The sequence below is a fragment of the Streptomyces atratus genome (assembly GCF_014648655.1).
Lineage (GTDB): Bacteria > Actinomycetota > Actinomycetes > Streptomycetales > Streptomycetaceae > Streptomyces > Streptomyces atratus.
Window position 1 is genome coordinate 334,788 of the sequence record NZ_BMRN01000004.1, and the last position, 13,642, is coordinate 348,429.

Sequence of the window (13,642 nt, forward strand, 5' to 3'; positions counted from 1 at the left end):
GTCGCCGGCTGACCTTTCCGTAACTCTCCGCGCCTGTGTGCGCGTTGCCGGGGCCACCCTTTGAAGGGTTTCCCTTGTCTTTCCCGTCTTCTCCGTCCTTCGCTTCTTCTCTTCAGGGCTCGTCCGCGTCGCATCCGCTGTCCCCGTACGGCTGGGACGACGACTGGGCCGCCGAGTTCGCTCCGTACGCCGGACAGGGCCTGCTGCCCGGACGCGTGGTGCGGGTGGACCGCGGGCAGTGCGATGTCGTCACCCCGCACGGCACGCTCCGGGCCGACACCGCCTTCGTCGTCCCGCGTGATCCGATGCGGATCGTCTGCACGGGCGACTGGGTCGCCGTCGACCCCGACGGCGATCCGCAGTTCGTACGGACGCTGCTGCCGCGGCGTACGGCCTTCGTCCGTTCGACGTCGTCGCAGCGTTCCGAGGGGCAGGTGCTGGCCACCAACGTCGACCACATCGCCATCTGTGTCTCGCTCGCCGTGGAGCTCGACCTGGGGCGGGTGGAGCGCTTCCTCGCGCTGGCCATGTCCAGCTCCAGCGGCGACGCGCTGCTGCGCGACGGGGCGTCCGCAGCGGACGGCGCCGCCCAGCCGATCGTGGTGCTGACCAAGGCCGATCTGGTGCCGGACACCGCCACGCTGTCGTACCTCGTCCAGGACATCGAGGCCATCGCGCCCGGTGTTCAGGTGCTGCCCGTCAGCTCGGCCACCGGGGAGGGGCTCGATGTGTTCGCCGCCATTGTCGCGGGCGGGACGAGCGTGCTGCTCGGGGCGTCCGGCGCGGGCAAGTCGACCCTCGCCAACACCCTCCTCGGCCGCGATGTGATGGAGGTGCAGGCCGCCCGCGATGTCGATGGCAAGGGCCGGCACACCACCACGACCCGCAATCTGCTGGTCCTGCCCTCCGGGGGCGTACTGATCGACACCCCCGGACTGCGCGGGGTCGGGCTCTGGGACGCGGAGACCGGCGTCGGCCAGGTCTTCTCCGAGATCGAGGAGCTGGCCGAGCAGTGCCGGTTCCACGACTGCGCCCATGAGTCGGAGCCCGGCTGTGCGGTACTCGCCGCGATCGAGGACGGTTCGCTCTCCGAGCGGCGCCTCGACAGCTTCCGCAAGCTGCTGCGCGAGAACCAGCGCATCGTCGCCAAGACCGACGCCCGGGTGCGGTCCGAAATGCTGCGTGAATGGAAGCGCAGAGGAGCCGAGGGCCGGGCGGCCATGGACGCGAAGCGGGGCCGGCTGCGGTAGGCCGCAACCCTGGTCGACGTCCGAATACCGCCAGTGCGGTACCCGGAGGTGCCGCACACTGGACGGTGTGATGGACGAACAGACCAGGTACGAGGCGGTGAGCAGCCGTGACGCCCGCTTCGACGGGGAGTTCTTCTTCGCCGTCGAAACGACCGGCATCTACTGCCGGCCGAGCTGCCCCGCCGTCACCCCCAAGCGGAAGAACGTCCGCTTCTACCCGACCGCGGCGGCCGCCCAGGGCAACGGCTTCCGGGCGTGCCGACGCTGCCGCCCGGACGCCGTTCCCGGCTCCGCCGACTGGAACGTCCGGGCCGATGTCGTCGGCCGAGCCATGCGGATGATCGGCGACGGCGTGGTCGACCGGGAGGGTGTGCCCGGTCTCGCCCACCGGCTCGGCTACAGCTCGCGGCAGGTGCAGCGGCAGCTCAACGCGGAGCTGGGCGCCGGACCCGTCGCGCTCGCCCGCGCCCAGCGGGCACACACCGCGAGGGTGCTGCTCCAGACGACCGGACTGCCCGTGACCGAGATCGCCTTCGCGTCCGGCTTCGCCAGCGTGCGGCAGTTCAATGACACGATCCGGCAGATCTATGCCCGTACGCCGAGCGCGCTGCGCGCCGAGGCCGGGACGGGGCTGGGAGCGGCGGTGCGGGAGGCGCGCACCACCGGGATCCCGCTGCGGCTCGCCCACCGGGGGCCGTACGCGGCCCGCGAGGTCTTCGATCTGCTGGCGGGCGAGACGGTCGCCCGGATCGAGGAGGTCAGCGGGGATCCCGGCGCCCGTACCTACCGGCGCACCCTGCGGCTCCCGTACGGCACGGGCATCGTGGCCGTCGACGAACGCTCCGCCGGGTCCTGGCTGGACGCCCGGATCCACCTCACGGACCTGCGGGATCTGACGACGGCCGTGCAGCGGCTGCGGCGCCTCTTCGACCTGGACGCCGATCCGTACGCCGTCGACGAGCGGCTCGGCACCGACCCGCGACTCGCACCGAGTGTCGCAGCCCGCCCGGGGCTGCGCTCGCCGGGTGCCGCGGATCCGGAGGAGTTCGCCGTACGGACGCTGGCGGGCGGGGCCGGGGCCGAGCGGCTCGTCGAGATGTACGGGAAGGTCCTCGACGTCCCCTGCGGCGGGCTCACGCATGTCTTTCCCGAGCCGGGAGTGCTGGCCGGTGCGGTGGACGACCCGGCACTGCGGGCTCTGGCGACCGCGCTCGCCGACGGGGACCTACGGCTCGACGCCGGGGCCGACCGCGACGCGGCCGAGCAGGCGCTGCTGCGGCTGCCGGGGATCGGTCCGGCAGCGGCGGCGCTCATCAGGATGCGTGCGCTCGGCGACCCCGATGTGGATCCGGACGGGAGGCCCGAGGCGGAGCGGTGGCGGCCCTGGCGTTCGTACGCCGCACGACACCTGAGCCTCCAACCTCGCCGTTTCGGTTGAGCTGAAGCGGTGTTCCTTCCCTCGTGGCGTGGACTCCGTGATTGCAGGTGAAGTCGGGATTCATGGGGTCCAAGCAACAGAAGTATCTGCGCGGCTGCGGTCCGACGCCGGCGCGAGGCCGGCGTCGGATCCTTTCTCGGGCAGGTCAGCCGATCGGAGCGGGCTGCGGCGCCGGCGCGTGGGGTGCGGACCGGTGCAGGCCCTTGCGGTCGTAGAGGCGGGTGACCGCGAGGCCGAGGAGGAGGGAGGCGGCGAAGCCGATGCCGACCATGGTCCAGGCGCGTCCAAGTCCGGCGTCGGCCTGCGCGCCGAAGTAGAGGATGGACCGGACGCCGTCCACCACCTGGCGGAACGGTTCGAAGTCCGCCAAGAACCGGTAGAAGCCGGGCAGTGCCTGCAGCGGGATCGTGGCACCGGCGGACGGGATGGCCAGGCCGATCAGCACGAGCATGGTCACGAGGGGCCCCGGTGTGCCGAGCACGGCAAGCAGGGCCAGGGCGGTGATGCCCATCGCGGCCGTGGCACACGTTCCGAAGATCCACAGCAGGAGCAGGTGGGAGGCGTCGATGCCGATGATGCCGACGGCGGCGGCCATGGCCAGCGCGGAGGTCAGCATCGACAGGACGACCATGAGGACCGAGCTGACCGCGAAGTGGCTTACCCGGCTGATGTGTTGCACGGGCTTGACGGTGCGGAACGGGCCCTTGTCACTGGCGATGTAGCCGAGTGCGGTGTCCACCTGGGTGTGGATGACGTTGGCGCCCAGCATGCCGCCCAGGACGAGGACGAGGGTGTAGAAGAACGAGCTCAGCCCGAGGCCGCTGTGGTGGCCGAGCGGGTGGCCCTCCTCGATCGTGGCCTTGACCGGGTCGGCGATCATCAGCTGTGCGGCGGCGCCCGGCGCGGTCGGCCGTTCGGCGGAGCCGGACGCAGCCTGCTTCTCGGCCTGCTGGCTCAGCTGCCGGCCCACCTGCGCGGAGGTGGTCTGGACGACCTTGCGGTTGATCTCCGCGGCCATGGAAGAGCCGAAGCTTCCGGCGGCGGGGTTGGTCAGCACGGTCATGGCCGGCGGGTGCGGATCGTGCTGGAGCGGGCCGGCGAGGGCGGCCACGGAGGCGGAGAAGTTGTCCGGGATGACGAGCGCCCCGAACACCTTGCCCTTGCCCAGGAGGTCGTCGGCGGTGCGGCGGTCGACCTGCTTCCAGGAGACCTTGTCCTTCAGATCGGCAGAGCCCGTGATCTGCGAGGTGATCTGCGCGCCCAGATTGATCTGCTTGCCGGCGACCTGGGTGCCCTGGTCCGCGTTGACCAGGGCGATCGGCATGTCCTTCATCGAACCGACCGGATCGTTGTTGGCACCCAGGTAGAGCAGCGACAGGACGAACGACAGCATCCCGAGGATCAGCGCGGACGGCAGCCACAGGCTCCGCCGGCGCAGCAACCCGCGCGCGCTCGCGCTGAGCGCGCGGGTGGGCTCAGACATGTCGCCTCCCGGAGCGGCGGGGCGTGACAGGGGCCTGGTCGTGGCACCTGGTTCCTGTGGGACGTTGGGCTGGCATCGTGCTCCAGTTGCGATGTCGCGCCGAGGTGGCGCTCGAAGTGTGGAAGGGAGGGGTTTCCGGCATCGTGGCCGGTTGACGACCCACTAGAAACTTTCACTTTCTAGTTCGATAGTGGCACTATCGAACAGCTGCGTCTATCTGGAAGCCTGGGATACTCGTCACACAGAACAGTTCGAGTGAGTGAGTGCATGAAAGTCTCAGACCTGAGCCGCCTGACCGGAACACCGGTCGGGACGATCAAGTACTACCTGCGTGAAGGCCTGCTGCCGCCCGGCCGAGCCCTCGGAGCCACGCTGACCATGTACGGCGACGAGCACATCCAGCGCCTGCGGCTGATCCGTGCCCTGACCGCCCGCGGCGGCCTGTCCATCGCCGCCACCCGCGACGTCCTCGCGGCGATCGACCAGCCGCTCGATCCGCTGGCCACGCTCGGAGTCGTCCACTACGCATTGCCCACCCCGGTCGACGCCGCCGAGACCGACGCGGTCGGCGAGCAGGCGCCGCAGGTCGACCAGCTGCTGGGTGCCATGGGCTGGGACATCTCCGAGGAATCGCCGCACCGCCGCGCACTCGCCGCGAGCCTGATGGACCTCAGCCGCCTCGGCATGGAGTACAGCACCGAGGACCTGCTGCCCTACGCCGAACTGGCCGCCGCCGCCGCCAGGCTGGACCTCGACAGGCTCGAAGACATCGAGGACCGCCTCAGGCTCGCCGAGCACGCAGCAATCGTCGTTCTGCTCCTCGAACCGGTTCTGGCAATTCTGCGGCGCCTTGCCCAGGAGGACGAGTCCCGCCACCGGACAGCGTGGGCCCGCACAACTGACGGTGCAGGCCCACGGTCCACGACGCGCCCGGTCGACCATCCGAGGGAAAGTCACTGAACCGACGACGTGCTCATGGCCCGGGTGGCCCGACGCGTGGTGGACCGACCGATGCTGAAGCTGATCCGGGCCTGGCTTGACCTCTCCGACCGGGGCGGGAACCCCGCACAGCTCACCGATCTCCCCGCTGCCGGACGACATCGCCCCGCACGTCCTCGGCGAGGCGTGGCAGGACGAGGGGCGAGGACAGGCCTCTTCTCTTCGTCGAGGTCCCAGCCGTTGGGTGCTGAGGTACGCGCGCTCGGCCTCGCTGAATCCGGTTATTGAATCAGGCCCACACGCGTACCCTGCACCTGCGGCGTCCGACGTATCGGACACTGGTCCCAGGGCTCCGGGCCGGGGCTCAGGCCGGCAGGCCCCAGCGTGGCGCGGGCTCGTTCGCCGTGACCGGGCGGACGGTCAGGTCCGGACGGTCGCCCTTCGCCGTGATCAGCGCCGAGTCGCCCTTGCGCAGGCGGATGCGTACCGCACCGTCGGCCAACTCCTCGTAATCCAGCGGTCGTCCGTGCCGGTCTCGGATCTCGAAGGCACCCTCGATGCCATGGCGTACGACGCACGGCGCGCCCGCCTCGCTGGTCACCCGCACCCAGCGGGTCCGCCCCTCTTCGCGTACCGCACTGAGCAGGAACGCCCCCTGCGTACGGAAGTCATGGACGGTCATCTCCCGCCAGGCGGCGGGCAGCGCAGGGAAGACCCTGATCGTGCCGCCCCACGACTGGCACACCATGTCGTGCAGCGACTGGGCTGCCGCAAGCGGGGTCTCGATGACGGGGCCGGACTCCTTGTACATCGTGTTGGCCTGGATGAAGCGGCTCATCAGTTCGCCGAGGTATTTCAGCGCGTCCTCGCCCTTGCCGAGCAGGGCGGATATGGAGGCGGCACCCGTGAAGGTGTAGCCCTGCAGGGCGCCCTCGAAACCGACCCAGTGGGCCAGGGACTTCTCGATCAGGGCGCGCTCGTCCGCGGTGGAGCCATTGACCTCGTACAGCGGGTAGACCGCCAGGAGGTGCGAGAAGTGGCGGTGAGACTTCGCGAACGGGGCCCCGGCGCCGATCATGAAGCCGTTCCCGTCGACCGGATAGGGGGTGAGCTTGGACAGCACCTCCTGCCAGCGGCCGGTCAGCGGGTCGCGGACGCCGAGTTCCCTCGCCGAGTCGAGCAGGGTGCGGCAGCCCCAGCGCAGCAGCATCAGGTCGTAGTTGCAGTCCGGCGCGTTGACGCCGTACTCGGGAGAGAACGTGGCCGGGAGATGCAGCTTGCCGTCCGTACCGGGCGTGAGGAAGTGCAGGTAGTAGTTGACGGCCTTGCGCAGCAGCGGGAACAGGGTGTCGCGCAGGATCGACTTGTCCATGGTGTGGCGGTAGGAGAGCCAGACGTTGTGCAGCGCCCAGGTCAGATTGCCGACCTCGGGGGTGGGCGGGTCCTGGCCCGGAATGCCGACGCCGTAGCCGAGGACGGGGGCGGTGGCACCGCCGTTGATCAGATGCGGGTCCGTGGTGCGTGGCAGTCCGGCCGAATCGGCCCGGTAGGGGGTGGCCACTTCTTTGGGAAGGTTGTCGCGGAATTCGCTCAGGGACCGGGTGATCGCGTCGAGCTCCAGGTGGTTGGAGCCATGGATCAGCCAGTACTCCAGCTGGGCGTTGAGGTTCCACCAGGTGTTGGGCCAGGGAGTGGGTTCGAGCCAGGGACCGGAAGTGGCCATCACGGGGGCGTCCTTACGCGCCGCCGATGCCGTCTTGTACAGCTGTATCCAGTAGAAGCGCTGCAGCCGGGCGTCCGGGAGCGACAGGAAGCTCTTGCGGTAGTACCGGTCCCACCAGATGTGATGCGGTCCGACGAGCCGGCCGTACGGGAGGTCGGCCGCGGTCCTCACGTGGCGCAGCGCACGGTCGCAGGCTGTCGCCCTCGGGTGCGAGTGCGTGACCGTGACGTACAGGGTGCGTGCCCCACCGCGGGTGACCTCACGCCAGGCGGTGACATGCTCGCCGCCCGCCAGCAGCGGCTGGACGGCGGCCGATGATCCCCCGTGCTCCTCGACGGTGGCGGGAGGATTGCCGGTGTAGCCGGCGGGAAGCTTCTGGAAGCCGGCTCGCGGACTGATCGCGTCGGCCGGGTGGAAGACCCAGCGGAAGTCCATTTCGCCCGCGCTCGGGGTGACCTCCACGGCGAGCAGATCGCTGGAGGAGTGGACGAAGGCGCGGAGCTTCAAGGTGCCCGCGGTCGTGGTGATCGTGCCTTCGAGCTCGGCGGTGTGCAGCCGCATCCGCCAGTCGATGCCGGTGATGGTGCCGGCCGGCTCCAGTGTGAAGTGGCCGATCGGGAGGCGGGCGAGGCCGAAGAGGGAACCGAACTCCGGGCGGTGGTCCTGGACCTCGGAGTGCTGGACGTTGAAGCGGACGGCCGTGGTGGTGGCGCCGGGCTCGGCGTAGATGCCGGAGCCGAGGCGGCCGTTGCCCAGATACGGGCCCTCGTACCAGGTCTTCGGCAGCTTCTGCCAGAGCAGGTCGGCGTCGTCCAGGACCGTGCGCCAGCTGTCGTCGGGGGAGTGCACGGTGGCAGGGGCCGGGGCGGCGGGTGCAGGGGCGGCCGGGGCGGCTGCCTGGGCGGGGACGGACACACCGCTCACCACGAGTGCGCCGCCGATCGCGGTGCCGGTGGCGAGAACGCTTCTCCGGGAGGGGGAAGGGGCTTCGTTCCGGGACGGGCTGGAGGGGTCCGGTGCTGTGGGCAAGGCGTCTCCTGGCGACTCGTACGCAGACACAACAATTCATCCGAGCTATTCCTTCAGGGAAGGTAGGCAGGGGGCGTCATTGCGTCAATAGAGCGACAGAGATCCGATGTGTTGCCCTCTGTCTGGACAGCATCCATTCAGACGGTCAGGGGGAGGGGAGAAGGTCAGGCCCAGATCACCGCGCCCAGCCAGGCCCCCGTCACCAGCAGACATGCATAGAGCTCGACGAGCACGGAACAGCCCGTCGCCCGCATCACCGAGCGGACCGATGCCCACCCCGCCCCATGGCTGCCGAGCCGCAGCCGCTCCGCCCCGTAGACGGCCCCCACATAACCGACGATCCCGCCCACCACCGGCACTACGAAGAAGCCCACGATCGCGCCGGCCCCGCCCAGCATCAGCGTCTTGCGCGGTGCACCGGACTCACTCGGGCGGCGCGGCGGCAGCAACAGCTTCAGCGCCTGGTTCAGCAGAAGCAGTGCGGTGGCACCCATGAGTACCCCCCAGGCGGCCGGAGTCATGTCGGTCAACGCCCACCACAGCACGGCGGCCCAGACGATCGCCTGCCCCGGCACCCCCGGCACCAGCACGCCGACCAGGCCGAGAAGCATCACCAGGCCGACGGCGACGAGCTGCCACACTCCCATCTGACCAGCCTGCCGGAGTCCGGCCGGTCCCGCCCGTCAGCGCGGCTCGGGGCGGGGACCGTCGGTGCAGCTCAGAGCCGTGACGAAGCGGCGGGGACACCGGGCCGGGGTATCCGGCGGGGCCTCGTTCAGGTCCGTGGCGTCCGGGACACCCAGCCCCGCTCGTACGCGTGCCAGCCCAGCTGCAGCCGGGTCGACACCCCGGTCAGCTCCATCAGGCCCTTCACCCGCCGCTGTACGGTCCGCAGCCCCAGCTCCAACTGCTTCGCCACGCTCGCATCCGTCAGCCCGGCCAGCAGCAGCGAAAGAATCTCCAGGTCCGTCGCATCGGGTCCGGTGGACTCCTCCTCCATCCGGCCGCTCTCGCCGAGCCTGAGCGGCATGGCTTCGCGCCACACCGCCTCGAAGAGCCCCATCAATGACTCCAGCAGCCCGGAGGCATGAACCACCAGTGCCGCAGGCTCGGCGCCCCGTCCGGTCAGTGGCACCATCGCCAGGGCCGTGTCGGCGATGACCAGCTTGGTGGGCACCCGGTCGACGACCCTGCACTGCTCGTCACGGCTCAGCGCGGCCGACAGCTCCGTGATCCCGGACGGCAGCGCGAGCACCTCGCGCTCGACCACCACCCGGAACGACACCCCGCGCGTGGCAGCCTGCTCCTCGGACTCGTTCTCCATTCCGGAAACCGCGATCGGCTTCCCGGTGACCAGGGCGCACACCTCGCTCGTCGCACCCAGCTGCAGCTGGTGGAAACGGTGCGCCACCGCGCTCGCGCCCGTGACCACCTCGACCAGATCGTGCACGGCCGAATCGGTGGCCTCCGCCCGGTACTCCTCGGCGAGCAGTGCCGCCGCCAGTTCCGCCTGCTCCAGCTCATGGCGCTGCTGGGTCAGCAGCGCACCCAGCGCCACGCCCGGCGGCGCGGCCACCCAGCGGCCCGTGCGGGCCGACGACTGGGCGGCCAGCCCATGCTGTTCCAGCCGGCGCAACGCCCGTTCGGTGTCCGACTCGGGAAGTGCCAGCCGGTGCGCGAGATCGGAGACCTCCGCGGCTCCCACCGCCACGAGCGCGCGGTACGCCGACTCCTGTATCTCGTCGAGACCTATGGCTCCCAGCATCCCCGGACCCCTCCCGGACGCATTGATTCCGCACGATGTCGCTGTCCTCGGGCGCCCGGTCGTGGCGGAAAGCGGCCACGGCGTAAACCCGCCGTGTACATCATCCCTTTATCGCCCGTCGCTCTGCCAATGTGGCGCCACCGCAGTACCAACAACCTCCGGAATGCTGCGGTTTGTTAAGAGACGTTCCGGTTTTACTTGGGGAGAGCGATGCGTCCGATATCGCGTACGGCACTGGGAGCGGCCACCGCCGCCGTCCTGGCCGTCACCGCGATCGCACCGTCCGCGGCAGCGCCGCAGGACGAGACGACCGCGAAGAGACCACTGACCGGCAGTGCGGCCGCCGCCAAGGAGGGCAAGCCGGTCACCGTCACTCTGGTCACCGGAGACAAGGTCCTGGTGAGTACGGACAGTTCGGGGGCCGCATCGGTCGTCGCACTGCCGCGCGAGGACGGCACCGTCCCCCTCGTACAGACCAGGCAGTCCGGCAAGGACCTCTACGTCTACCCCGACACCGCCACTGACGCGCTGGCCGCGGGCACGGTGGACGAGGAACTCTTCAACGTCACCGGGCTCATCCGCCAGGGTTACGACGACGCGAGCACCAAGTCGCTGCCGCTGATCGCGGTCTACGGCAAGGACATCGCCCGCTCCGCGCCCGCCACCCCGCGCGGCGCCAAGCGCGGACTCGAACTCGACGCGATCGACGGCGTTGCGCTCAAGGCGGACAAGGGGAAGGCCGCCGACTTCTGGTCCGACGTCACCAACACCCGTTCCCGCTCGGCCTCCGGTCTGAAGAAGCTCTGGCTCGACCGCAAGGTCCAGGCCACTCTCGACAAGTCGACCAAGCAGATCGGCGCCGACCTCGCCTGGGCCGCCGGATACGACGGCAAGGGCACCAAGGTCGCCGTGCTCGACACCGGTGTCGACGCCGAACACCCCGACCTCAAGGGCCGGGTCGCCGCCTCGGAGAACTTCACCGACTCCGACACCACCGACGACCGGCAGGGCCACGGCACCCACACCATCTCCACCGTGGGTGGCTCCGGCGCCGCCAGCGACGGCAAGAAGAAGGGCGTCGCACCCGGCGCGGACCTGCTCGCGGGCAAGGTCCTCAACGACAGCGGCTCCGGCGCCGAGTCCTGGATCATCGCGGGTATGCAGTGGGCCGTCGACCAGAAGGCCGACGTCGTCTCCATGAGCCTGGGCAGCCCGACGCCGACCGACTGCACCGACCCGATGAGCGTCGCCGCCGAGGAACTCGCCCGGAGCAAGAACACCCTGTTCGTGATCGCGGCCGGTAACTCGGGGCCGACGCTGAACACCGTCTCCTCGCCGGGCTGCGCCCCGAGCGTGCTGACTGTCGGCGCCGTCGACCGCGACGACTCCACGGCCCAGTTCTCCAGCCGCGGACCCGTGATCGGATCGCACACCCTCAAGCCCGAGATCGCCGCTCCCGGCGTCGCCATCTCGGCCGCCGCAGCAGGCGGCCGCGGTGTCTACGCCTACCGGACGATGTCCGGTACGTCGATGGCCACCCCGCATGTCGCGGGCGCCGCAGCCATCGTGAAGCAGCGTCACCCGGAGTGGACCGCTCAGCAGATCAAGGCGGCCCTCGTGTCCTCCGCGAAGAGCGACATCCCCGGCGACGTACGCGAGACCGGCGGTGGCCGCCTCGATGTGAAGGCCGCCATCGACACCACCGTCGTCGGCGCCCCCGCCGTCCAGGGCGGCACGTTCAACTGGCCGCAGGACAAGAGCGACCGCACCGCGGTCGATGTCCCGTACACGAACTCCGGCACCAAGCCGGTGAAGCTGTCGCTCAAGGTCCAGGGCGTCACCGGCAACGACGGCTCGGACGTCCGCTCCTCGGTTGCGAAGCTCGACGCGAGCACCGTCACCGTCCCGGCCGGAGCCACCGTCGAGGTCCCGCTGCACATCGACCCGACCGCGAAGCTGAAGGCATCCCAGTACGGCGATGTCACAGGACGTGTGCTCGCCACCGGGCCCGACGGCGTCAAGGTCTCCACCCCGTTCTCGATGTACGTCGGACCGGAGACCGTCACCCTGCGCGTCAAGCTCGTCGACCGCACCGGCAAGCCCGCCGCGGGCTCCTCCTCGCTGGACATCATCGGCACCGACACCGCCAGTGGTGAGCGACGCTTCAACGACGGTGCCACCGACCAGGTTTACCAGGTGCGCCCCGGTGCGTACTTCGTCTCCAGCTTCATCACGTCGCCGGACCTGAAGGACGCCACCGGCCGGATGGTCGAGTCCGTCGGCTACCTGGCCAGGCCGCAGCTGAACGTCACCAAGGACACCACCCTGGTCCTGGACGCCCGCAAGGCCCACCGGATCCAGGTGAAGACGCAGGACCGCGCGTCCGAGAGCCGCTCCACGACGCTCTCCTTCGGCCGCAGCTGGGACGATGTCTGGCTGCACTCCGGTTCCATCACCGGCACCGCCACCGGCATGAACTATCTGGCAGACGTGCAGGGCAAGGCGAGCGACGGCGACTTCGAGTTCGCCAGCCTCTGGCGCGCGTACGCCCCGCAGATCGAGAAGCTGTCGGTCGTCGGCGGCGCCGCACTGCACCCGACGGCGGCGAGCACCGGCTCCGTCAACCTCGACGGTACCGGGGAGGCCGCACTCGTCGACGCGGGCACCGGCACCTCCGACGAGCTGAAGACCGCCGGTGTCTCGGGCAAGATCGCCCTGGTCGAGATCGCCGATGACGGGATGATGGCCACTCAGGCGCGGAACGCCAAGGCCGCGGGAGCGAAGGCGGTCATCGCGTACCGGCCGTCCGCGGGCCCCTGGAAGCCGTCCGTCGGCTACGGTCCGGCGCCGCTGCCCTCTCTCGGTATCGAGTCGAGCGAGGCCGACGCCCTGAAGGCAGCCCTGGCCGACGGCCCCGTGAAGCTGAGCTGGAAGGCCACCGCCGCCAGCCCGTTCGTCTACAACCTCGCCTTCCCCGAGGCCGGCCCCGTCACCTCGGACCGCACCTACAAGGTCCGTGACAGCAAGCTCGGCAAGTCCACCGCCACGTACGAGGCGATGGGCGTCGCGGCCGACTACGTCGACACGATGATCATCAACCGCCCGTACGGCGGGAGTTACTCCGGTGGCTTCGACACCGTCGCCGTCCCCGGCAAGCGCACCGAGTACTACTCGGCGGGCGACACCGGCTGGGAGCGGTACCTCTCCTCCAGCTTCCCCTGGGGCGAGTACATGGTCGACCAGCCCCGTACGTACACGGCAGGATCCCAGCGTACGGAGAACTGGTACCGGGGCATCCCGGTCCCGGCCGCTCCGCGTGACGCCGCGGGCAAGGTCCAGCTCGCCGCCGAGCGGCAGGACAACCTGATCGGCGTCGCCCCGGGCTTCTGGAGCGACACCGAGCACGCCGGTCTCCAGGGCGCCTTCGGAGACATCGGCAGCATGCGGCTGACCAGCGGTGGCGAGGTGCTCGGTGAGTCCGGCTGGCCGTCCGGGGTGTTCACCGTCCCGGCCGGGGACGCCGCGTACGAACTCACCATGACCACCGCCAAGTTCGGCCAGCCCGCCGCCGTGTGGAAGCGGTCCACCAGCACCGAGACCACCTGGAAGTTCCGCTCGGAGCGGGACGAGAACGTGTACTCGCAGGGGATTCCGCTGCTCTTCCCGGGCTACGACCTGGAGACCGACGGACTCAAGACCCTCCCGGCGAAGGACGGTCAGACGATCGGCCTGAGCGTCACCGGCCACGCGGGCTACACGCCCGGCAAGCTGGTCGCCGCCAAGGTCTCCTACTCGTACGACGGTGGCGAGACCTGGACCCGGGCCACCACCGCACAGCAGGGCGGCCACTGGACCGCGACCGTGAACCACACGGGCGCGGCCGGCAAGCCGGTCACCCTGAAGACCGAACTGACGGACGCCAACGGCAACTCCGTCATCCAGACCGTGAACGACGCGTACGCCGTGCGCTGATCACGTCCTGACCGGTCCGCCGGGCGTCCTTCCCGTGGGGGGT

At 70.1% G+C, this 13,642-nt stretch carries 8 protein-coding genes; 4 read left to right on the forward strand and 4 right to left on the reverse strand.

Annotated elements, in window-relative coordinates; all coding sequences use genetic code 11:
* Positions 1-74 precede the first annotated feature (74 nt).
* Positions 75-1,250, forward strand: coding sequence for a ribosome small subunit-dependent GTPase A (rsgA, locus tag IEZ15_RS09575; RefSeq protein WP_189275807.1), 1,176 nt, complete (start codon positions 75-77; stop codon positions 1,248-1,250).
* Between the two features lie 70 nt (positions 1,251-1,320).
* Positions 1,321-2,688, forward strand: coding sequence for a DNA-3-methyladenine glycosylase 2 family protein (locus IEZ15_RS09580; RefSeq protein ID WP_308427391.1), 1,368 nt, complete (start codon positions 1,321-1,323; stop codon positions 2,686-2,688).
* 145 nt (positions 2,689-2,833) lie between these two features.
* On the opposite strand, the gene IEZ15_RS09585 is transcribed toward IEZ15_RS09580, so the two are convergent.
* Positions 2,834-4,171: a DUF3533 domain-containing protein gene (locus tag IEZ15_RS09585; RefSeq protein WP_189275811.1), complete on the reverse strand. Its 1,338-nt coding sequence runs from the start codon at positions 4,169-4,171 to the stop codon at positions 2,834-2,836.
* Positions 4,172-4,438: 267 nt separating this feature from the next.
* Here IEZ15_RS09585 and IEZ15_RS09590 point away from each other — a divergent pair, with 267 nt between their 5' ends.
* Positions 4,439-5,131: a MerR family transcriptional regulator gene (locus IEZ15_RS09590; RefSeq protein ID WP_114247402.1), complete on the forward strand. Its 693-nt coding sequence runs from the start codon at positions 4,439-4,441 to the stop codon at positions 5,129-5,131.
* Positions 5,132-5,474: 343 nt separating this feature from the next.
* Here the strand turns inward: IEZ15_RS09590 and IEZ15_RS09595 are convergent, their stop codons facing one another.
* From IEZ15_RS09595 to IEZ15_RS09605, 3 genes are all read right to left on the reverse strand, one after another.
* Positions 5,475-7,862, reverse strand: a complete 2,388-nt coding sequence (locus IEZ15_RS09595) for a glycosyl hydrolase family 95 catalytic domain-containing protein (RefSeq protein WP_189275813.1) — start codon at positions 7,860-7,862, stop codon at positions 5,475-5,477.
* Between the two features lie 164 nt (positions 7,863-8,026).
* A complete protein-coding gene (locus tag IEZ15_RS09600) occupies positions 8,027-8,509 on the reverse strand; it encodes a DUF456 domain-containing protein (RefSeq protein ID WP_189275815.1) in 483 nt (160 codons plus the stop codon).
* Between the two features lie 128 nt (positions 8,510-8,637).
* On the reverse strand, positions 8,638-9,627 hold the full coding sequence (locus IEZ15_RS09605; protein ID WP_189275817.1) for a helix-turn-helix domain-containing protein: 990 nt from the start codon (positions 9,625-9,627) through the stop codon (positions 8,638-8,640).
* 210 nt (positions 9,628-9,837) lie between these two features.
* Here IEZ15_RS09605 and IEZ15_RS09610 point away from each other — a divergent pair, with 210 nt between their 5' ends.
* Positions 9,838-13,599 (forward strand): S8 family peptidase, encoded by a 3,762-nt coding sequence (locus IEZ15_RS09610; RefSeq protein WP_189275819.1) that lies wholly within the window; start codon positions 9,838-9,840, stop codon positions 13,597-13,599.
* Positions 13,600-13,642: the final 43 nt, after the last annotated feature.

What these genes read in the sequence shown, in the direction of transcription:
- IEZ15_RS09580 (WP_308427391.1), top strand. Translation starts at nt 1,321, where the DNA reads ATGGACGAACAGACCAGGTACGAGGCGGTGAGCAGCCGTGACGCCCGC.
- IEZ15_RS09590 (WP_114247402.1), top strand. Translation starts at nt 4,439, where the DNA reads ATGAAAGTCTCAGACCTGAGCCGCCTGACCGGAACACCGGTCGGGACG.
- IEZ15_RS09610 (WP_189275819.1), top strand. Translation starts at nt 9,838, where the DNA reads ATGCGTCCGATATCGCGTACGGCACTGGGAGCGGCCACCGCCGCCGTC.
- IEZ15_RS09585 (WP_189275811.1), bottom strand. Translation starts at nt 4,171, where the DNA reads ATGTCTGAGCCCACCCGCGCGCTCAGCGCGAGCGCGCGCGGGTTGCTG.
- IEZ15_RS09605 (WP_189275817.1), bottom strand. Translation starts at nt 9,627, where the DNA reads ATGCTGGGAGCCATAGGTCTCGACGAGATACAGGAGTCGGCGTACCGC.
- IEZ15_RS09600 (WP_189275815.1), bottom strand. Translation starts at nt 8,509, where the DNA reads ATGGGAGTGTGGCAGCTCGTCGCCGTCGGCCTGGTGATGCTTCTCGGC.